This window comes from Sphaerisporangium melleum (assembly GCF_014646695.1).
GTDB classification, from domain to species: domain Bacteria; phylum Actinomycetota; class Actinomycetes; order Streptosporangiales; family Streptosporangiaceae; genus Sphaerisporangium; species Sphaerisporangium melleum.
The window spans coordinates 155,165-175,547 of the sequence record NZ_BMNT01000008.1 but is presented as its reverse complement, the minus strand read 5'-3'; the positions used below and the strand labels follow the sequence as shown (position 1 = coordinate 175,547).

16 protein-coding genes are annotated in these 20,383 nt (G+C 72.0%); 12 read left to right on the top strand and 4 right to left on the bottom strand.

Annotation, left to right across the window (positions count from 1 at the left end):
* Both IEY93_RS09330 and IEY93_RS09325 read left to right on the top strand, forming a co-directional pair.
* Positions 1 to 1,047, top strand: a 1,047-nt coding sequence (locus IEY93_RS09330; protein ID WP_189162572.1) for an RNA-guided endonuclease InsQ/TnpB family protein, incomplete at its 5' end; no start/stop codon positions are given.
* Complete coding sequence (locus IEY93_RS09325; RefSeq protein ID WP_189162571.1) at positions 1,037 to 1,285, top strand: hypothetical protein; 249 nt, start codon at positions 1,037 to 1,039, stop codon at positions 1,283 to 1,285. The genes IEY93_RS09330 and IEY93_RS09325, both read left to right, overlap by 11 nt.
* A 46-nt stretch (positions 1,286 to 1,331) precedes the next feature.
* On the opposite strand, the gene IEY93_RS09320 is transcribed toward IEY93_RS09325, so the two are convergent.
* The 3 genes from IEY93_RS09320 to IEY93_RS09310 all read right to left on the bottom strand — a co-directional run bounded on the left by IEY93_RS09320 (position 1,332) and on the right by IEY93_RS09310 (position 4,035).
* Positions 1,332 to 2,243 (bottom strand): TrmH family RNA methyltransferase, encoded by a 912-nt coding sequence (locus IEY93_RS09320; protein WP_189162570.1) that lies wholly within the window; start codon positions 2,241 to 2,243, stop codon positions 1,332 to 1,334.
* Positions 2,236 to 3,147: a DUF4184 family protein gene (locus IEY93_RS09315; protein WP_189162569.1), complete on the bottom strand. Its 912-nt coding sequence runs from the start codon at positions 3,145 to 3,147 to the stop codon at positions 2,236 to 2,238. The genes IEY93_RS09320 and IEY93_RS09315 overlap by 8 nt, the downstream gene beginning before the upstream one ends.
* Before the next feature lie 315 nt (positions 3,148 to 3,462).
* Positions 3,463 to 4,035, bottom strand: coding sequence for a hypothetical protein (locus tag IEY93_RS09310; RefSeq protein ID WP_189162568.1), 573 nt, complete (start codon positions 4,033 to 4,035; stop codon positions 3,463 to 3,465).
* Positions 4,036 to 4,325: 290 nt separating this feature from the next.
* Between IEY93_RS09310 and IEY93_RS09305 the strand changes: the two genes are divergently transcribed.
* The 9 genes from IEY93_RS09305 (at position 4,326) to IEY93_RS09265 (ending at position 17,861) form a co-directional block, all read left to right on the top strand.
* Positions 4,326 to 6,128, top strand: a complete 1,803-nt coding sequence (locus IEY93_RS09305; protein WP_189162567.1) for a substrate-binding and VWA domain-containing protein — start codon at positions 4,326 to 4,328, stop codon at positions 6,126 to 6,128.
* Positions 6,129 to 6,703: 575 nt separating this feature from the next.
* A complete protein-coding gene (locus tag IEY93_RS09300; RefSeq protein ID WP_189162566.1) occupies positions 6,704 to 8,440 on the top strand; it encodes a sigma factor in 1,737 nt (578 codons plus the stop codon).
* A gap of 212 nt (positions 8,441 to 8,652) precedes the next feature.
* Positions 8,653 to 9,024: a hypothetical protein gene (locus IEY93_RS09295; protein WP_189162565.1), complete on the top strand. Its 372-nt coding sequence runs from the start codon at positions 8,653 to 8,655 to the stop codon at positions 9,022 to 9,024.
* Complete coding sequence (locus IEY93_RS09290; RefSeq protein WP_189162564.1) at positions 9,021 to 10,139, top strand: GNAT family N-acetyltransferase; 1,119 nt, start codon at positions 9,021 to 9,023, stop codon at positions 10,137 to 10,139. Before IEY93_RS09295 ends, IEY93_RS09290 begins: the two co-directional genes overlap by 4 nt.
* 134 nt (positions 10,140 to 10,273) lie before the next feature.
* The gene (locus IEY93_RS09285; protein WP_189162563.1) at positions 10,274 to 11,110 is read left to right on the top strand and encodes a glycosyltransferase family 2 protein; all 837 of its coding nucleotides are present in this window, start codon (positions 10,274 to 10,276) and stop codon (positions 11,108 to 11,110) included.
* Positions 11,111 to 11,116: 6 nt separating this feature from the next.
* On the top strand, positions 11,117 to 12,106 hold the full coding sequence (locus IEY93_RS09280; protein ID WP_189162562.1) for a glycosyltransferase family 2 protein: 990 nt from the start codon (positions 11,117 to 11,119) through the stop codon (positions 12,104 to 12,106).
* Between the two features lie 4 nt (positions 12,107 to 12,110).
* Positions 12,111 to 12,911: a polysaccharide deacetylase family protein gene (locus IEY93_RS09275; protein WP_189162561.1), complete on the top strand. Its 801-nt coding sequence runs from the start codon at positions 12,111 to 12,113 to the stop codon at positions 12,909 to 12,911.
* Positions 12,904 to 14,352 (top strand): lipopolysaccharide biosynthesis protein, encoded by a 1,449-nt coding sequence (locus IEY93_RS09270; protein WP_189162560.1) that lies wholly within the window; start codon positions 12,904 to 12,906, stop codon positions 14,350 to 14,352. Before IEY93_RS09275 ends, IEY93_RS09270 begins: the two co-directional genes overlap by 8 nt.
* Entirely contained in the window at positions 14,349 to 17,861 is a 3,513-nt protein-coding gene (locus IEY93_RS09265; RefSeq protein ID WP_189162559.1) for an ICP22 family protein, read from the top strand. Before IEY93_RS09270 ends, IEY93_RS09265 begins: the two co-directional genes overlap by 4 nt.
* A 176-nt stretch (positions 17,862 to 18,037) precedes the next feature.
* On the opposite strand, the gene IEY93_RS09260 is transcribed toward IEY93_RS09265, so the two are convergent.
* On the bottom strand, positions 18,038 to 19,423 hold the full coding sequence (locus tag IEY93_RS09260) for a GH39 family glycosyl hydrolase (protein WP_229691001.1): 1,386 nt from the start codon (positions 19,421 to 19,423) through the stop codon (positions 18,038 to 18,040).
* Between the two features lie 331 nt (positions 19,424 to 19,754).
* On the opposite strand from IEY93_RS09260, the gene IEY93_RS09255 reads away from it, so the two are divergent.
* Positions 19,755 to 20,285 (top strand): hypothetical protein, encoded by a 531-nt coding sequence (locus IEY93_RS09255; RefSeq protein ID WP_189162558.1) that lies wholly within the window; start codon positions 19,755 to 19,757, stop codon positions 20,283 to 20,285.
* Positions 20,286 to 20,383: the final 98 nt, after the last annotated feature.

Here is a 20,383-nt window from a genome sequence, read left to right as displayed (position 1 = left end):
GGGGAGTTGTCCAAGCGGGTCATCACCCAGGCCAAGCAGACCCCTGAGCGGGCGTGGCTGGGTGAGGTCTCAGCGGTGGTCCTCCAGCAGGCTCTGGCCGATCTGAACACCGCCTACCGCGGCTTCTTCGCCTCGATCACCGGTGAGCGGAAGGGGCCGGGGGTGGCCGCGCCGCGGTTCCGCTCAAAGAAGGACAACCGGCAGGCCGTCCGGTTCACCAGGAACGCCCGGTTTTCGATCACGGCGGGCGGGAGGCTGCGCCTGCCGAAGATCGGGGACGTGCCGGTGCGCTGGTCCCGGGACCTGCCCGCCGAACCGTCCTCGGTCACGGTGGTCAAGGATGCGGCGGACCGGTACTTCGCCTCCTTCGTCGTCGAGACCGGTCAGGTGTCCTTGCCTGAGACGGCCGCCGAGGTGGGCATCGATCTGGGGTTGACGCACGTGGTGGTCACCTCCGACGGCCGGAAGATCGGCAACCCCCGGTTGGTGCGCCGGGCGGCCAAGAAGCTCCGCAAAGCCCAAAAGGCCCTGTCCCGCAAGGCGAAGGGGTCGGCGAACCGGAACATGGCCGTTGTGAAGGTCGCGCGGGCGCATGCCCGGGTGGCCGACGCGCGCCGCGACTTCGCCCACAAGCTCTCCACGCGGCTCATTCGCGACAACCAAGCGGTGTACGTGGAGAACCTGTCGGTGAGGGGGCTGGCGCGCACGAGAGTTGCGAAGAGTGTCCATGACGCGGGCTGGTCGCAGTTCGTCGGGATGCTGGAGTACAAGGCCGCCCGGTACCGGCGGACCTTCGTCAAGATCGATCGGTGGTTCCCGTCGTCGAAGCTGTGCTCGGCGTGCGGGGCCGTCGCCGGGTCGATGCCGTTGAACGTCCGGTCGTGGACCTGCCTGTGCGGGGCGGCCCATGACCGGGACGTCAACGCGGCGATCAACATCCTGGCCGCCGGGCGGGCGGACAGGCTGAACGCCTGTGGAGACCAGGTAAGACCACCGCTCGCGGTGGCACAGGTCGACGAAGCAGGAAGCCACAGAGGTGCCGCATGACGCGGCACGGGCTGAATCCCCGGCCTTCACTTCAGGCCGGGGAGCGCGTCAATACCTGGAGATCCACGACAGGGACGGCAGGCCGATCATCGTCGGCAACCGGACCCGGGGATGGCACGACGGGCAGTACGACGAGCACCGCTACCACGGTCACGGGCTGTTCCACCGCGGGATGATGTCCCACGCGATCGCCCACGCCGATCCGGCGTTCTTCACACCGGTCCGCCGCGGCGGATAGCCGATCCGGGAGCCGGACTCTCACAAACCGGCTCCCGGGCCGCGGCTCAGTGGCCGGGGGCCTCGCCCGGCAGGCCGGGGCGGGCGACGGGGCGGGTCAGCTCGTGGCAGGCGATGGCCGCGGCGGCGACCACGTTGAGGGAGTCGACGCCGAGGGCCATCGCCGCCGGGCTCATCGGGATGCGCACGGCCTGGTCGGCCTCACGCAGCCAGCGAGAGGACAGCCCGTCGCCCTCGGAGCCGAGCAACAGGGCCACCCGGTCGCCCTCACCCAGCGCGGCGGCGTCGAGGGGCACGGCCGAGGCGTCCGGGGTGAGCGCCAGCGTCCGGAACCCCGCCTCGCCCAGCTCGGCCAGGCCGGCGTGCCAGTTGGTCATCCGCGCGTACGGCACGGCGAACACCGCGCCCATGGAGACCTTGACCGAGCGACGGTACAGCGGGTCGGCGCAGCGCGGGGACAGCACGACGGCCTCGACGCCGAGTGCGGCCGCGCAGCGGAAGATCGCGCCGACGTTCCCGTGGTCGACCAGATCCTCCAGGACGAGCACCCGCCGGGGCGGCAGCGCCCCACCGGGCGGGACGGGGAAGCGGGGGTCGCCGGCGACGGCGTACTCACCGGCGAGCAGCCCCTTCACGGCCGGAAGCGGAAGGCGCGCCATGGCCGCCAGGGCGCCGCGGTGGACGGTAAAGCCCGCGATGCCGCTCATGACCTCCTCGGAGACCAGGTAGACCCGCGCGTCGCCCAGCACGTCGGCCAGGGCCGGCAGCCAGCGGGACGTGGTGAGCACCGAGCGCACCGGGTATCCGGCCGCGACGGCGCGCCGCACGACCTTCTCCCCCTCGGCGATGAACAGGCCGCGCCCGGCCTCCAGGCTCTTGCGCAGCTCGACGTCGCGCAGGCGCACGTAGTCGGCCAGCCGGGGGTCGGCGGGGTCCTCGACCGTGATGAGCTCAGGCACGGGACAAGCGTATGACCCGGGCGAGCTGCCACAGCAGGGCGTACACGGTGAGCACCGCGCCCAGCCCGATCAGCAGGCCGACACCGATCCTGGTGACCACGCCGGCCCAGCCGTAGACGGGGTTGGGCGGATCGACCAGGGGCCAGACCGCCGCCGAGCAGCACGCGGCGGCCACCGTACCCGCGAGCACTCCCCACCGGACCCGCTCCGGCAGCCGCGTCCCGCGCGCAGGAGCCGCCACGGGTGCCCGCGGCACGGAAGCGGGGGGCGCGGTGGGGGCGGTACGGGAGGCGGAAGCCGGGACGGTACCGGCGGCGGAGGCGGAGGCCGAAGGGGGAGCGGTACCGGCGCCGGGCGTAGCGGCCGGAGCGGGGACGGGGGCCGGGGTGCGGAGGGCGCGCAGCAGCCACCAGGCGGTCAGGGCCAGGCCGAACGCCGACGATCCGTACTGCGCCAGCCGGTAGCCGTTCAGCCAGCCGAGCACCGGAGCGGTCATCCAGCCCCAGCCCCAGAAGGCGGCGCCCCAGTCGTGGGTGAAGGAGTCCCACAGGACGTGGGTGGCGGCCCCGGCCGCGGCGCCGAGCGCGATGGCCCAGAACCTGCGCCAGTCGGGTCCGGGCAGGGCGGCGACCCGTGCGGCGAGCGTGCCGGGCAGCAGCGCGGTCAGCGGGTCGCGCAGGACGAACTGCAGCACCGCGAGCAGGACGAAGACCGCCGCGACGTCGTCGGTGACCACCCCGGCCGGGGAGTGCCAGCGGCTGTAGTCCTGCAGGTAGGGCAGGAACATCGGCAGGTCGGGCACCATCGCGCCCACCCCGAGCGCCCACGGGTCGAAGACCTTGCGCGCCCGCGGCGAGCCGATCAGCGGGATCACCGCGGCGACGTGACTGGGGGTGAAGGGCAACAGGTCTCCTCGGGGATGGCGCGAACGCGGTGCGCGGCCACCCCGGACGGCGGCCCGGAGCCCGGCGTGAGCGCTGTACTGCGTGCCGCTGACAGGGGGCTGCTACGCGATCGAGGGCATGCTGCCAGATCAGGCCCACACCTGCGAACCGCCATGGCCGCCGTGCGGTTCGGGCCTCCGCGGCCTGCGGCCTGGCGCGGAAAGGCGCACCGGATCCCGCCGCAGGGTGGCGCCGGCACCCGCCGCGCACCATTCCGCCGACGCGGCGCCGACAGGTAGGGACCCAACAGAAGAGATTCGGCGAAGGTCGAGCGGTCAGACCACCAGCGCGGAGCACCCCACCGGCCAGGGGTGGCCCGACCTGGCGGCAGCCGTGGCGCTCGCAGGGGCCGCCTCCTGTGTGGGGGACGTGGTGGGGAGGTGGCGCCATTGGACGATCACCACGGCCAGTCGCAGCCCCTGGGCGCGCAGCGCGGCCGCGACGAGGGGCGCGGTGCCGGGGGCGGCGAGCACGCGGCAGGCGCCCGCCTGGACGGCGACCTCGCGCACGCAGTCGGACTCGCGTAGCACGCGCCGTACCTCGTCCGGGCAGCCCGGGCGGCCGGCCTTGATCAGCAGCAGGTCGGGCCGGGTCCTACCCGCGCGCCGCACGGACCCGGCGGCCTGGTGCTCTCTGGCGTCCGGCACCCGCCCGGCGTTCGCTTCCGCCGTCCGAGCCGGGCCGACGCCCGGCACTGCCGTCCCGCCCGGTCCGATGTCCACCTCAATGCTGCGGGCCGGCCCGGCGCTCACCCCTGCCGTCACGGCCGGCCCGACGTCCGGCTCTGGCGTTCCGGCCGGGCCGATGGCCGCTTCGCGTGTCTCGATCAGCGCCGGCATGAGCGCCACCCCCCTGCTCCGGGACGCCGCGACCCCCGTACGGCCCCCGCTGTCAAGCGCAAAATATCCCGATATGCCGAACACGATACATCGCGTCTGTCAGACGTCAAGATGTATCGCGAACTCCGTCCGACGACGGGCGGATTGTCGCGCACCAGAGGCCATCACCGCAGCAAAAGATCGGTTTTGCCGGTATAACGCTTGACGCTATGGTTCCGTAAGCATTACCCGACATCTCCCTATATGGTCGCTGCCAAGCACGCCACGTTCCCCGGAAGATCTACAGGTAAGAGGACATCGTGGGCGGACGCCACCGCACAGACGAGCCCGAGGGCGGCTACAGCCCTTATCACGAGCCGTCCGGCCGGCGTCGCGCCGGCAGGGGCAAGGTGCTGGTGCCCCTGGCGGGCGCCGTCGCACTGGCCGTGCTGCTCGGTGTCGCCGCGTACGTGATCATGAACCGCGACAAGGCGTGCGCGGAGGGCACCACCGCGATCAAGGTGGTCGCCGCCCCCGATATCGAGCCCGCGATCCGCGAGATCGCCGCCAACCACACCAAGACGTCCGGCGCCCCGGGCGGCTCGTGCGTCGCGGTCACGGTGGCCGAGGGCGACCCGGCGGAGGTCACCAACGCGCTGGCCGGCACCGGCGCCACCACCGGCAGATTCGACGGCGACGTGTGGATCCCCGACTCCAGCCTGTGGATCGCCAAGCTGCGCTCCAGCCCGAAGGGCGAGGGGATCTCCCCGAAGGTCGGCTCGATCGCCCGCTCGCCCGTCGTGCTGGCCGCCCCCAAGCCGGTGGTGGACAAGCTGCGCAGCGCCTTCGGCGAGCCGAGCTGGAGCGGCCTGATGTCGGCCGCGAACGCCGCCACCCCCGACGGGCTCGGCCGCAAGATCCGTGTACTGCCGCTGGACCCCACGCTCAACGCCGCCGGCCTCAGCGCGCTGCTGGCCGGCGCCGGAGTGCTGCGGCAGGCGGGCGCGGGCGAGGACCAGCTCGTGGGCGTGCTCAGGCAGCTGTCGGAGAACGCCGTGAACAGCCCGGGCAACATGTTCGCCAGCATGGCCAAGCAGTCGTCCCGCGCCCCGATCGGCATCGCCTCCGAGCGGGAGATCTGGGCCTTCAACGCCAAGAACAAGCCCGGCGAGGTCGTCGCGCTCTACCCGGCCGAGGGAACGATCAGCCTCGACTACCCGGTGGTCGTGACCGCCGAGGAGCAGGCCAAGCAGAAGGCCGCCCAGGACTTCGTGGCCGCGCTGTCGACCGCCGAGGCCAAGAAGACCATCCGCGACCAGGGCTTCCGTACGCCGGACGGCAAGGCCGGCGGTGTGATCACCCAGGCCAACGGGCTGAACCCGGCCGCGCCCCGGGTCATCAAGATCCCGGACGCCGCGTCGGTGACCCGGCTGTCGCAGGCGTGGTCGCGCCTGAAGCTCGGCGGGCGGCTGCTCGCGCTGCTCGACATCTCCGGCACGATGGCGCTGCCGGCCGTCGGCGCGCCGGTCGACCGCATGCGGCTGATCGGGCAGACCGCCATCGAGGGCCTGAAGCTCTTCCCGGACAAGACCGAGATCGGCACCTGGATCTTCTCCACCAACCTGAACGGCAAGGGCGTGGACTACCGCGAGACCGTGCCGATCGGCCCGCTGGGCGGCAAGCTGAACGGCAGCACCCGGCGCGAGGTGATCGGGCGGTCGCTGGCGCAGATCAAGGCCAAGCCCACCGGCGACACCGGGCTCAACGACACCCTGTCCGCGGCCTACGACAAGATGAAGGCCGAGTACGAGGCCGACAAGATCAATACGATCCTGGTGTTCACCGACGGTGTCGGCAACGACGACCCCGAGGGCGGCATCAGCAACGCGACGATCCTGCGCAAGCTGCGCGATGAGTTCGACGAGACCCAGCCGATCAGCGTCATCATCGTCGCCCTGGGCGCCGACGACGCGGCCGGGCGGCGCCAGATGCAGGCGATCGCCAAGGCCACCCAGGGACAGGCGTTCTTCCCGAACAACGCCCTGGAGATCCGCAAGGTCTTCCTCGAAGGCATCTCCCGCCGCCTGTGCGCGCCGAACTGCAATGGCAGCGCACAGCAGTAGCGGCGGACGCGCGAGACGCGCCAGGTCCCGGTCCCGCGGCGGTCCGGGGCCGGGCGCGTCTCGCTCATCCGGGCCCTCCGGCTTATCGCGCCCGGCACTTGGCCCCGAGGACCCCGGCGGGCCGGGCCGTCACCCACCCCTCGCGCTTCCGGCCCGGCATCGGGCACCCGTCCCGGACGGGGTCGCGAGCGGCCCGCCCGCCTCCTCCGTCATCGCCTGCCCTCCGCTCGGCTCCGGCGCCGTGGAGGGTGCCGTTCCAGGCGCCGCCGCCCCATGTCCGTCCGAGCCGGGCGTCGTCGCGCCGCGCTCCTGCGGGATCCGTCACGCCGCGTCACCGTCGCAGGCTCCTGCCGCGACCCGCCGCCGCCTCTCTTCACTCTCCCGTCACACCGGTTCCACCAGCATCAGTCATCCCTGTTTTCGCAGGTCATACCGGATGATTATTCGTCATTTCCGGGTGAACCACTATCAACGAACATGCGTCCTACGCGTGTGGGGCCTGGCGCGGGCAGGGGAAAATCTCGCGATCGTGCGTGACCGGAAGCCAGGTACCCGTCCCGCGGGGAGGAAGATTCGTGCCCGGATGGCCGACCGTCGGCCGTGCCGACGACCAACGACTGGTAGAGGCTCTGCGCCGGGCGGACAGCCGCGCGGCGGACGGCCTCTACGACGCCTATGCCGACCGGCTGAGCGACTACGCCCACTCGCTGCTGCGCGACACCGACGCCGCGGCCGACTCCGTGCACGACGCGATCGTCACCGCGCACGGCCGCATCGACGTGTTGCGGGAGCCCGCCCGGCTGCGCGCCTGGCTGTACGCGCTCACCCGCTACCAGTGCGCCACCCGCCGCGGTCGGACCCCGCCGCACGGCACCGCCCCCGAGCCGTACCTGGAGGGCGACGAGGAGGACCCGGAGCTCGCCGCCATCGTGCGCGAGTCCCTGGACGAGATGGGCGCCAAGGACCGCGACACCCTGCTGCTGGGCGTGCGCCACGGGCTCACCGCCGCCGAGATCGCCGTGGTGCTGGGTTTGAGCTCCCGCCAGGCCGGCACCCGGCAGGAGCGGGCCCGCGACCACCTGGAGAACGCCGCCGCCGCGGTGATCCTCGCCAGGAGCGGGCGGGCGCACTGCCCGGACCTGTCGGCGCTGCTGGACTCCATCGAGGGTCCGCTGCCGCAGCCGCTGCGGCGGCGCATCACCCGCCACGTCGCCGGCTGCAAGGAGTGCACGGAGGGGCGCCGCCGCCGGGTGTCGGCCGAGCGGCTGCTGGACACGCTCCCGGTGGGTTTCCCTCCGCTGTCGCTGCGGCGGCGGGTCGCCGAGTCGTGCGCCCGCCCAGCGCGTGACGAGGCCCGGTCGGCGATCTTGGCGGTCGCCGACGGGTTCGGCAAGAACGGCTTCCCACCGGCCGCCGCGGAACGCCGGACCCGCCCCCGCCGCGCCGCCACCGAGCCGGCCGACACCCCGTTCCACGGCATCGACCTGACCGGGGCGGCCGCGCCGCCGGACCGGACGGACGCCGGGCGGGCGCGGCGCGGGCGGGCCCGCGGGCGCGGCGCCGCCGTGGCACGCCGTGCCTCCCGGCGGTCCGCGCCGATCTTCGCCGCCGTCGCCTGCGTGCTGATCGCCACGGGCGCGATGGTCGTGGCGACCGGTCAGGACTCCGCCGGCCCGGGCGGGCAGGCCGAGTTACGCTTCCCGGCGCGCACTCCCGGGGATCTGCGGATCACCTACGGTCCCGAGCCGTCCGACGACACCTCCACCGGCGGCGCCCCGCCCTCCCCCGCCCGCACCGCGACGCCCCGGCCGGCGCCCACGCCGTCGGACCCGCCTTCCGCCGACGCCCCCGCCGCTACCTCACCGCGCACGTCCCCGCCCACCCCGACCCGCCGGCCGCCGGCCCCGGTGGCGCGGCTCGTGGTCTCCTGTCCCAAGCCGTGGGGCACGGACCAGGCCGGTGTGATCCTCATCTCGGCGCGGGGCGGGAGTGTCTCCTGGACCGCCGCCGTGACCGGCGGGCTCTCGCTCTCCCCCGCACAGGGCACGCTCCAGCCCGGGGCCAAGCAGCGGCTCTCGGTCGCCGTTTCCGCGCCTGAGCAGGCAGGACACGGCTCGGTTGCGCTGCGTTCGGCGGCCGGTGGCACCACGTGCGCGATCTCCTGGGAGGCTCAGGACCCGCCCCCCACCTCCGATCCACCCCCCGATGAGGAGCCCACGCCGGAGCCGTCCCCCTCGGAAACGCCGAGCGGTCAGGCCTCCACCGACGCGGTCGATTCCGTCACCGAGTCCACACTTGGGGCGAACGGATAGTACCTTGTGAATACCCCCCAGTCCCCGCTGTCTCATGGGCCTCGGGGGCAACAGCCATTGCCATGTCCAAAACCGGGCACGGTTAACGGTTCTTGCCCTCGGCGCTGTAAACCTTTGACGGGGTTGGGGCGTCGGCATTGACGTTCACGTCACGTGGTTGGTCCTATGAGTACAGCGATCAACCATGCCTTGACCAGCGGAGCCAGGAGAGAATGCACAGGAACCGGACGGTGCTCATGTGGGCGCTCGCGCTCGCGTGTGCCGCGGGGGCGGTCATCGCCCTCGCCGACATCCGTACCCCGGCTCGCGTCGTCCTCGTCCCGCTCTTCCTCGTCGTGGTGCCCGGCGCGTCGGTCGTCGGACTGTTGCGTGATCGTGACCCTCTTGCCGCTCTAACGGTGGGCGCCGCGGCAAGTCTCGTTATAAACGTCTTGTTAGCCGAGGCCATGCTCATGTTCGACGCCTGGTCTCCCCGCGCTGGTGTGGCGACCATCGCGGTGCTCGGTGGATTCATGTGGGTGCTTCGGTCTCTGTACCGGGGGAACGGCAGCGTACGCACCGAACAGGGGGCCGGGTCAAGGTGAGAGTCACGGTCGTCCGGCCGGGGGAACTGGGAGAGCCCGAGCTCGCCCGCTGGCGCGAGTTGCAGCGCGCCACCCCGTCACTCGACAATCCCTTCCTTTCCGTGGAGTTCGCGCTGGCCATCGGCCGGCTGCGCTCCTACGTCCGGGTCGCCGTCATCGAGGACGGCGGCAAGGTGGTGGGCTTCCTGCCGTTCGAGCGGCACGCCTTCGGCATCGGCAAGCCGCTCGGCACCTGGCTGACCACCTGTCACGGGCTGATCTCCGTCCCGGATCTCGCCATCCCGGCGCGGGAGATCCTGCGCGCCTGCCGCCTGTCGGTGTTCGACTTCGACCACATGGTCGCGGGGCAGCCGACCTGGGAGCCGCACGAGTCGGCGGTGCGGCCGGTGCCGATGATGAACCTCACCGGCGGCTTCGACGCCTACATCGAGCACGTCCGGGCCGGCTCGCCGAAGAACTACAAGACGGTCCGCTACAAGGAGCGCAAGCTCGCCCGCGAGCACGGCGAGATCCGCCTGTCGTGGTGCGCCACCGATCCCGAGGTGATGCGCACGCTGACCGGGTGGAAGTCCGACCAGTACCGCCGGACCGGCCGGGTCGACCGGTTCGCCCAGCCGTGGATCGTCGAGTTGATCGACGAGATGCACGCCTGCGACACCCCGTCGTTCGGCGGGGTGCTCACCATGCTCTATGCCGGGGACACCCCGGTGGCCGGGCATTTCGGCCTGCGCACCCATAACACTCTGGTCGGCTGGTTCCCCGCCTACGACCCCGAGTTCGCCCGGTACTCCCCCGGGATAATGCACCACTTGCACATGGCCGAGCAGGCCGCCTCACACGGCCTGGGCCAGGTCGACATGGGCAAGGGGGGCCGGGAGTACAAGGCCTGGCTGAAGAACGACGTCACCCACGTCGCCGAGGGCCGGGTCTCCCGTCCGTCGGCGGCCGCGGCCGTCCACTGGATCGGCCGGGCACCGGTGAACAAGGCCCGCGACATCGTCGTGGACCGCCCGTCGCTCTACCGGGTCTACGACAAGGTGCTGAAGGGCTTCGGCCGCGTACGCACATCGCTTCAGCCGGAGCCCGTCGAGAAGGAACCCTCGGGGGCGCGCTGAAGGCTCCCCCGTCCGTCAACGCACACCCTCTACTGCTCTGACCGGGACGGAGAAACCCCTCTCCGTCCAGTCGCGCCGGTCCCTGTTGGCAGTCGCCGCCGATGTCAGACCGCCCGGAAGGACATCCCTCACAAATGAGTCCCGAGATCACCAAGCACAACGGGAAGCCTCAGCTTCACACGCTGCGGCCACTGCCGTCCGTGGATCGTTTCACCCCTCTCACCCCGCACCTCGCCATCTCGCCGACCGTCAGCGTGGTCGTTCCGGCCATGAACGAAGCGGAGAACCTCCCCCACGTCTTCGCCACGCTGCCGCACTGGATCCACGAGGTCATCCTGGTGGACGGCAACTCCACCGACGACACCGTGGCGGTCGCCCGCCGGCTGCGGCCGAACCTGCGCGTCGTGCAGCAGCGCGGCAAGGGCAAGGGAGACGCCCTGCGCACCGGGTTCGCCGAGGCCACCGGCGACATCATCGTCATGATCGACGCCGACGGCTCGACCGACGGCCGCGAGATCATCCACTTCGTCGGCGCGCTGGTCACCGGCGCCGACTTCGTCAAGGGCTCGCGCTACGCCAGCGGTGGCGGCAGCGACGACCTCACCTTCAGCCGCCGCCTGGGCAACAGCGTCCTGCGCACGCTGGTGAACTGGATCTACGGCACCAAGTACACCGACCTGTGCTACGGCTACAACGCCTTCTGGGCCCGCCACCTTGACGTCCTCGACCTCGACTGCGAGGGGTTCGAGGTCGAGACCCTGCTGAACATCCGCGCGGCCAGGGCCGGCCTGCGCGTCCACGAGGTGCCGAGCCACGAGCGCTGCCGCATCCACGGCGACAGCAACCTGCGCGTCGTACGGGACGGCACGCGCGTGCTCAAGACCATCATCCGCGAGTGGCGCCGGCCCCCGATCGAGGTGCCGCCCGCCGCGACCGCCCAGCAGCACGCCGCGGACCAGGGCGCCGCGTAGACCGGCATGGACATCTCCGTCGTCATCTGCGTCTACACCGAGGAGCGGTGGGACGACATCAGGGCCGCCGTGCAGTCGGTGCGCGGCCAGACACGCATGCCCCACGAGCTGCTCCTCGTCGTCGACTACAACCCTGAGCTGCACCTGCGACTCAAGCGGGAGTACGCCGACGCGATCGTCGTGGAGAACACCCACGCGCGTGGCCTGTCCGGTGGCAAGAACACCGGCGTGGCCACCGCGACCGGTGACGTCGTGGCCTTCCTTGACGACGACGCGGTCGCCGACCCCGGGTGGCTCGCGGCCTTCGAGGACGCGCTGTCCGCGGAGCCGCCCGGCTCCGCGGGCACGGTCGTCGGGGTCGGGGGCCTCACCCGGCCGCTGTGGGACGCCGGAAGCCGGCCCCGGTGGTTCCCCGAGGAGTTCGACTGGACCGTCGGCTGCACCTACCGCGGGCTGCCTGCCGAGCGTAAGCGCATCCGCAACGTGATGGGAGGCAACGCCGCCTTCGTCCGCGAGGCCGTGAGCGGCGTCGGCGGCTTCCACTCCGGCATCGGCCGTAGCGTGCAGGGCCGCAAGAGCCTGCCGCTGGGCTGCGAGGAGACCGAGTTCTGCATCAGGCTCTCCCAGCGCCGGCCCGGTTCGATCATGATGTTCGAGCCGAAGGCGATCATCGGCCACCGCGTGCCCCCCGCGCGGGCCACCTTCCGCTACTTCCGGACCCGCTGCTACGCCGAGGGGCTGTCCAAGGCGCTGGTCGCGCAGAGCGTCGGCGCCGGCGACGGCCTGTCGAGCGAGCGGGCCCACGTCATGAAGACGCTGCCGCTCGGCGTCCTGCGCGGCGTGGCCGACACCCTGCGCGGCGACCCGGCCGGCCTGGCCAGGGCCGGGGCGATCATCGCCGGCCTGGCCTGGACGACCTGGGGGTACGCCGTCGGCGCCGCCCGGCTGCGGCTGCGCGGGAAGCGGGCCGGACGCTCTATCGACCACGAACGGTGACACCATGCGCGTGCCGATCCTGATGTACCACTCGGTGACCGACCGCCCCAACAGCGCCACCCGGCCGCTGGCGGTCCGCCCCTCGGTGTTCGAGTCCCAGATGACCTATCTGAAGGACCGCGGTTTCACCGCGCTCACCCTGGGCGACCTGGTCGCCACGCTGTACGGCACCGGGGGCGCCCCGGTGCCCGACCGGCCGGTGGTCATCACCTTCGACGACGGGTACGCCGACTTCCACGGCGAGGCGCTGCCCGTCCTCGAACGGCTCGACTTCCCCGCGACGGTGTTCCTGACCAGCGGGTGGGTGAGCGACGCCGGTCGCGACGCCGCCGGCCGGCCGCTGGACAAGATGCTGAGCTGGAGCCAGGCCCGCGAGGCCGTCTCGTGCGGCGTCGAGATCGCCGGGCACAGCCACAGCCACCCGCAGCTCGACCAGTTACCCGACGCGGCGCTGCGCCAGGAGCTCCGCCGCAACAAGGCCCTGCTGGAGGACAAGGTCGGCCGGCCGGTCGCCACGATGGCCTACCCGTACGGCTACTCCAGTGCCCGGGTGCGCAAGGAGGTCCGCAAGGCCGGCTACTGGGCGGCCTGCGCCGTGGCCAACGCCCTGGCCGGGGACGACGACGACGTGATGGCGCTCCCTCGGCTGACGGTGAGCCGCTCCACGACGATGAACCGCTTCCGGCGGGCCGTCGAGGGCCGCGGCGTGCCGATCATCTATCTGAAGGAACACGCGCTGACCAAGGGGTACGCGATGGTTCGCCGCACCCGCTACGGCCTGCGTCAAGTGGTAGGGCGTGAGTGACGTAACCGCGGGGAAGACGCCGCGCGTCGACGAGGGGGGTGACGCGACCGTGAAGACGACCGTGACCGGTGACCGGCCGGAGGCGGCGGACGCCGGGGAGACCGCAGGGAGGTTGACCGTCCTGCGGCGGCGTCTCCTTCGTGACCTGCGCAATCCGCTGTTCCTGAACGGCTACGCGCTGATGGCCAACACCGGGATCACCGCGGTGCTCGGCATGGGTTACTGGCTGCTGGCCGCCCGGCTGTACGCGCCGGAGGACTTCGGCCGCAGCCAGGCGCTGATCACCGCGATGCGGCTGTTCGCCGGGCTCATCGCGCTCGGGCTGACCGGCGCGCTCGCCCGGTTCATCCCGGTGGCCGGCCGGCGCACCGGCGGGCTCATCGCGCGCGGATACTTCATCGCCACGCTGACCGCCCTGGTGGCGGCGCTCGGCTTCCTGCTGACGCTCCCGTTCTGGGGCGAGAACTACGCCACGCTGGCGGGCGTCGGCCCCGGCCTGTTCTTCCTGGCGTCGGTGGCCATCTGGACGGTGTTCACCCTGCAGGACGTCGCGCTCGCCGGCATGCGCCAGGCCGTCTGGGTGCCGGTGAACAGCTTCGCCTTCGGCCTGGTCAAGATGGGCCTGCTCGTCGCCGTGGCGGGCACGCTCCCCAGGGACGGCATCTACGTCTCCTGGGTCGTGCCGACCGCGCTGGCGCTCATCCCCATCAACCTGCTCATCTTCGGCGTGCTGGTGCCCCGGCACGCCGCCCGGACGCCCGCCGGATCCCGGCCGCCCCGGCTGCGCGAGATCGGCCGGTTCCTCGCCGGCGACTACCCCGGGGCCTTGTCCATCCTGGCGATCGTCTATTTCCTGCCGGTGTACGTCGCCTCGCGGGTCAGCGGAGAGCTGTTCGGTTACTTCGCGATCCCGCAGACCTTAGGGGCGATGATCGAACTGCTGGCCATCAACATGGCCACCTCGCTCACGGTGGAGGGGTCCGGCGACCGGTCCCGGCTGGCGGCCAACTGCCTGCAGGCGCTGCGCCGGTCGTACCTGATCATCATTCCGGCGGTGGCGGTCACCGTCGCCGCCGCCCCGCTCATCCTGTCGGTGTTCGGCCCCGGCTTCGCCGAGCACGGCGCACCGCTGCTGCGGCTGATGGCGATCGCCGTGCTCCCGCGCGTGCTCATCGAGATCTACCTGAGCTCGCTCCGGGCCCGCAGCGAGGCGCGTCTGCTCGCGGCGGTGCAGATCGGCCTGGCGGTGCTGGTGCTGTCCTCCTCGATCATCCTGCTGCCGGTCGCGGGCATCACCGCGGTGGGATACGGGCTGCTGTTCAGCGAGGTCCTGGTCGCCCTGCTGATCCTGCCGGGACTGCGCAAAGTGCTCCGCGGCTCCGCCGTCCCGGGTACGCCCGGCACGGGTGAGGAGCCTGAGGCAGCATCATGGTCTTCGTGAGGCAACGGACGGGCGACGAGGTGACCGACGAGACGGCGACGAAGATCGCCACCGAGGCGGACGACCACGCCCGCAACCGGCCCCCCGCCCCCGGGGACGAGACCCCGTCCACCGCGGAGCAGGAGCCCACCGGCGAGCACGAGCCGGCCGGCGACGTGGACGGGACGAGTCCCGACGCGGGAGAAGCGACTCCCGGCCCGGACGAGACCGGCCCGGACCAGGATGACGCGACTCCCGGCGAGGCGAGCCCTGACACGGCCCAGGGGACCGGCGCCGCCGCGGAAGCGACACCCGCCCCGGAGGAAGCGGCCGCCGGCCCGGACGAGAGCCCTGCGGACACCGGCGATGCGTCTCCCGACGACCCGGAAGCGACCAGTAACGTGACCGACACGACGCTCGCCCCGGAGACCGCGACCGCCGACGCGGACGAGACCCCCGCAGGCGCGGGCGAACCGGAAGCGATCACTGGCACGGACGAAACGACCAGTGACGTGACGGACACGACGCTCGCCCCCGAAAAGACGACCACAGACGCGGACGAGACCCCCGCGGACACCGGCGATGCGTCTCCCGACGTGGACGAAGCGACCGGTGACGTGGTGAGCACGACGCTCGCGCCTGAAGAGGCGACCACCGACGGGAACGACCCTGCGGAGGCGAGTCCCGGCGAGGTCGCGGACGAGGGCGCGGAGGGCGGGTCGGGCGCCGGGGAGGACGCCACGGCGGCCGACGGAGACACTGCGGCCGACGGCGACGCTGCGGGAGACGGAGACGGGGAAGGCAACGGGGAAGGCGACGGCGCCGGTCACGCGGACGCCGTTGTCGTGGACGTCTCCGGCGGCGGCACGGCCGATGACGACATCGACCCGGACGTCACCTCCGAACTGCCGCGCCCGGTCGCTCTTCCTCTCGCTCGCCCCACCGGCGACCTGACGGCCGGCAAGGCCGGGGCCGGTTCCGGCGGCTCGCCGTCGGGCGGCGCGGAGACGGACGAGCCCGCCGATCAGGACGTCACGCAGGTGTTCTCGCTCCCCCTGCCGTCGACCGCACAGGCCGGCCCTGTGGCCCCGGCCGCACGGCCCCGCAGCGCTCCCGGCCGCCCGGCCAAGGACCGCCCCGCCAAGGGTGGGCCCGCCTCCGCCCGTTCGCTGCAGGAGCTGCTCGCCGCCGAGAGCGCGGCGCAGGAAGCGCCTGCGGACGAACACGCGGTCACAGACGCGCCTCCGGGCGGACTCGCGGTCACAGACGTGCCCGCGGGCGAGCGCTCGGTGACGGACGCCCCTGCGGATGGGCACGCGGTGACAGAGGCGCCGGCGCCTCCGGCGAAGGGCGCGGCCGCCGATGCGGCGGGCGGGCGGGCGGCGGAGCCGTCCCTGCCGGCTCGCCTGGCGGCGAGCGCGGCGTCCTGGCTGCCGCCGCTGCTCACCCTCGAGGGCCTGGCCATGTACGTGCTGGCGCTCAAGGTGCCGCACGGGGCCATGCGCGGCGTCGACCTGGACCAGCTCAACGGCCTCGGCCTGATCTCGGTCCTGCCGATCACGGCCTTCGCGTCGATCGCGATGATCATCGTGTCGTTCTTCGTGACGCTGACCCAGAACACCGACCGCAAGGGCGTGCTGCTGTTCCAGCTCGCCGCGGTGACCTTCACGCTGCACGGGGCGGCGGCGCTGGTCGAGACCGAGCCGCGCTTCCCCACGGCGTGGGTGCACGCCGGCTTCGCCGAGTACATCGGCCGGGCCGGGGAGGCCCTACCGGGCCTGGACGCGCGTTTCGCCTGGCCGGGGTTCTTCGCGTTGTTCGGGTTCGCGCTGCGCGCGGCCGGGGTGGACGACCCGTCGATGGTGCTCCAGTGGACGCCGCTGGTGTCCAACCTGCTGTACCTTCTGCCGTTCGTCCTGATCCTGCGCCAGATCGTGGCCACCACCCGGGCCCGGTGGTTCGCCGCGCTGCTCTTCATCGTCGTGCAGTGGATCGGGCAGGACTATTTCTCGCCCCAGGGGTTCACCTTCGCGCTGTACCTGGTGTTCGTGGCGATCCTGATGCGCTGGTTCGGCCGGGCCGAGCCGCGGACGGCGCCGCTGCCCGCCAAGGGGTTCGTGCGCCGGCTGCTGGCCCGGCTCGACCGGCTCACCCCTGGGGAGCTGCCCGCGCGGCCGACGACGGTGACCGACCGGGTGGTGCTGCTGACGCTGCTGTTCGGCCTGTTCGTCGCGACCACGGCGACCCATCAGATCACTCCGTTCATGATGATGGGCGCGCTGACCGGCCTCATCCTGCTGCGCCGCAGCACGCTGTCGCTGGCGCTGCCGGTGCTGCTCGGGCTGCTCGTGCTGGCCTGGATCAACTACCAGGCGACGCCGTTCTGGAGCGGCCGCATCGACGAGCTGTTCGGCGGCATCGGCAAGATCTTCGCCAACCTGCAGGAGAACACCGGTGACCGGCTGGAGGGCACCGACCCGCAGCACGCGATCGTGCTCCAGGTGCGGCTCGCGATCTGCGGGGTGATCCTGCTGTGCGCGGCCGTCGGCCTGCTGCGCCGGCTGCGCCGCGGCGTCGGCGACCGGGCGGCGGTGATCCTGCTCGGCGTTCCGACGCTGGCGCTCGGCCTGCAGAGCTACGGCGGCGAGATCGGCCTGCGGGTCTACATGTTCGCACTGCCCGCGGCCTGCATCCTCGGCGCGTACGCGTTCTTCCCCAACCTGCCGGCGGTGACCACCGACGAGCGCGAGGGCGAGACGGTGCCGATCAGGCGGCGCACCCAGCGGTTCGCGCCGGGGACGACGCGCCGGGTCTCGGTGGTGCTCGCAGCGGTGACCGCGCTGGTGCTGTCCGGTGCCTTCCTGGTCGCACGGTACGGCAACGAGAAGTTCGAGCGGGTCACCACGGGCGAGGCCGCGGCCCTGCACTATGTCTACGAGCACGACCGGCCGAGCGCCCGCGTGCTGTACCTGGTGCCGGTGATCGGCGAGGAGGTCACGCCCACCATCCCGTGGCGCGAGCGCGACATCGACCGGGTGGAGTACGACCAGGCGCTGGTCACCAAGGACCCGGCCGACCTGCAGGGGGTGCTCACCGCGCTGCGCGGCAAGGCGCCCAACACCTTCCTGATCGCCACGCGCGGCCAGGCGGCGTACCTGGAGCTCAACCACGGCTTCCCCGCCCGCTGGGGGGAGAGCTTCCGTGCGGCGCTGGACGCCTCGACACGGCTGAAGCAGGTGTACGCCAACCGGGACGCCGCCCTCTACACGCTGCGCACCTACCCGAAGGGGGCGGAGATCCCGCCGCCGCAGCCGGTGACGATGGTGGGCGACCGGTCCACGCCGTGGACGCCGGTCGGCCTGGTGGCGCTGGCGCTGTCGGCGTGCACGCTGTTCGCGGCGGAGCTGGCCAGGTTGCGCTCTCCTGGGCGCATCACCCGGGGACGCCGCCGGTTGGTGCTGGCCGGCCTGCTGACGACGGCGATCGCCCTGGCCGTCATCGTCGAGCGCTTCCTCACCCTGACCTCGTAATCAGCGGGGGCGTCACCGGTGACGCCCCCGCTCCGTCAGACGGCGTTCCGCTCCCCCTCGATCTCACCCAGCCGCGCCACCACGCTCTCGGCGAGGCCACGGAACTCGCGCACGCGGTCCTCGGATTCCCGCCCGCGGCTCTCCGGTCGAACACCCGCCGCTGGGGCAGTGGGGTGTCACTGGCCGCGGTCGCTCCACTGGACGGCGTAGGGGGGGAGTTCGAACTTCTTGCCGTCGACGGTGACGGTGATGGCGGCGTCGGCGGTGTTGACCATGATCATCTGACGCTCGACGGCGAGCACCTGGACGCGGGGGTCGGAGACGGGCGGGGCGAGCAGTTCGGCGCCGGCCGGGAACCAGCGGGTGAAGCCGCTGAGCAGGCCCGCCATGGGCATCTCACCGCCGTCGGCCGGGGTCCACAGGCAGCCGGGGCAGTCGTCGCCGCCCTTGCGCTGGGGATTCCAGTAGAGGGCGGTGGCCACGCCGCTCCTGGCGAACTCCATCATGGCCGCGGCCTGCACGGCCGTACGGTGCTGCTCGTCCCACTCGATGTTGTCCGGGGCGATGTACCACTCGGCCCACCAGACCGGCAGGTCGCCGCTGCGCTGGCGCAGCCACGAGGTGACGGCGGAGAACTTCTTGAGCGCGGTGAACTCGTCGGGGACCAGCCCGCGGTCGTTGGTGGCCGAGGAGCCGTCCACGACGATGAAGTCGGCGCCCTTCTTGTGCTTGAGCCAGTAGTCCAGACCGGCGAGGTTCCTGCTGTCGACGGCGCCCCAGGGGCCGCGCAGCGTCGAGGCGTTGGCGCTGCTGACGTGGCTGTCGATCGGGATGTACGGACCGCCCACCTGGATCTTGGGGTTGACGGCCTTGATGGCGTCGTAGACCCGGTTGTACAGGTCGGTGTAGGCCTCGACGTCCCAGTCGTTGTGCGCGTCGTCCCAGAAGCCCTTGAACTCGTTCCACACCATGTAGTGGGTGACGGTGGGATAGCGCCGGGCGACGGTGGCGGCGAGCTTGGCATAGTCGTCGAAGTGCTCGCGCAGCGGGGCGACCTCGATGGTGCTCCAGTTCGTGCGCCCCTGGGGGCCGCCCTTCATCCAGTCGGGCGCGCAGCACAGCGTGAGCACCGGCTGCGCCTTGGTGGCGGCCATCAGCTTCACGCGGCGGTCGAGGTCCCGGAAGTCGTACTTGCCGGGCGCCGGCTCGGGGTTGCCCGCGCCCCACCCCATGATGTGCTGGTTCTGCAGCATGGGGACGCGGGCGAACAGATCGCTCACGCGGCGGCGGACGTCGTCGCTCTCGTTGTCGGCGCTGTACTGCGTGTGGGTGACGCCCCAGCGCGGCCAGCTCTCGACGACGGGCGGCTGCTCCAGGCTGGGCGGAGGCTCGGGGGTGGCGAGGATGGTGGCGGCGACGCCTCCGGGGCGCTCGCCGCCGCGCTTGGCCGCCACGGTCAGCAGGCCGACCACCAGGGCGAGGGCGAGGACGCCGGCCCCGACGGCGATGGGGCCGCGCGGTATGTACCGAGGTCGGGCGTGCCGGCCACTGTTCTCCACCACTTGCTCACCGTATCCGCTCACGCTTGCAGGACCCTTGAATCGTCCCACCCATGGAGCCCCTCACGTGCCCTGCCTCCTGCCCTCCGCCGTCCGGATGCCGTTGCTCCCGGTATATCACCAGACTCTCCCATAACCCTGGTAACGCCCCAAGTAATACGATCAACGACCTACCAATAATCAAGCCCCATAAGGTGTCAACTACTTCATGAAAGGGGTATGAAACCGACGACCGAGGATTTGAGGGGGCACAGTGGCCCAGGCATGGCTGCCCGTCGCCAGTCGAATTCCCGCTCTCGAGGACTCCGGGCCGATGGCCGGAGGAGCTCCCCGGGTGGTCTGGTTCATTTGGCCCACCGACCCACACCGCGTATCGGCCAAGTCGGTGGCCCAGCGACTCGTTCAGATCTCCCGTCCGGCACACCTGGTGTGGAACCCGGTCAGCGGGCAGATCATCCAATCCCTCCCGCCGACCAGGGCGGCGTCCGGCCTGCCGGGCGAGCTGAACCGGCAGGGCAGGGTGTGCGTCCAGATCCGGGTGCTGGGCTCGGTCGAGGAGCCCTTCACCGAGAGCAAGATGGACGGACTGGACGACATCCTGGCGTGGCTCGACTCCTGGCACGTCCCGCGCAGGTGGCCGGCCGGCGCCCCGCTGCCGTACCCGCTGTCCATGGCGGCACAAGGCAGCATGCGGGTGTGGGCCAAGGGCGGCCACTTCGGCGCCTCCCAGGTGCCGGGCGTCCCGGACGGCGACCCGGGGGCGATCGACGTCCACCGCATCGTCGGCGAGCCCGCCGACGGGCTGGACGTGCCCGTCCCGGGCCGATCACCGGACGCCGGGGAAGCGGCCGGGCAACGGCGCTAACAGCATTCCCCTATCACACCGTGATACGATCTTTATCGTCCTATTACAGGGTAGGCACCAAGCTGGGTAAAGGCATGGCCGCCCTTCCATGCCACAGG

What these genes read in the sequence shown, in the direction of transcription:
- IEY93_RS09295 (WP_189162565.1), top strand. Translation starts at nt 8,653, where the DNA reads ATGCACAGGAACCGGACGGTGCTCATGTGGGCGCTCGCGCTCGCGTGT.
- IEY93_RS09285 (WP_189162563.1), top strand. Translation starts at nt 10,274, where the DNA reads ATGAGTCCCGAGATCACCAAGCACAACGGGAAGCCTCAGCTTCACACG.
- IEY93_RS09280 (WP_189162562.1), top strand. Translation starts at nt 11,117, where the DNA reads ATGGACATCTCCGTCGTCATCTGCGTCTACACCGAGGAGCGGTGGGAC.
- IEY93_RS09275 (WP_189162561.1), top strand. Translation starts at nt 12,111, where the DNA reads ATGCGCGTGCCGATCCTGATGTACCACTCGGTGACCGACCGCCCCAAC.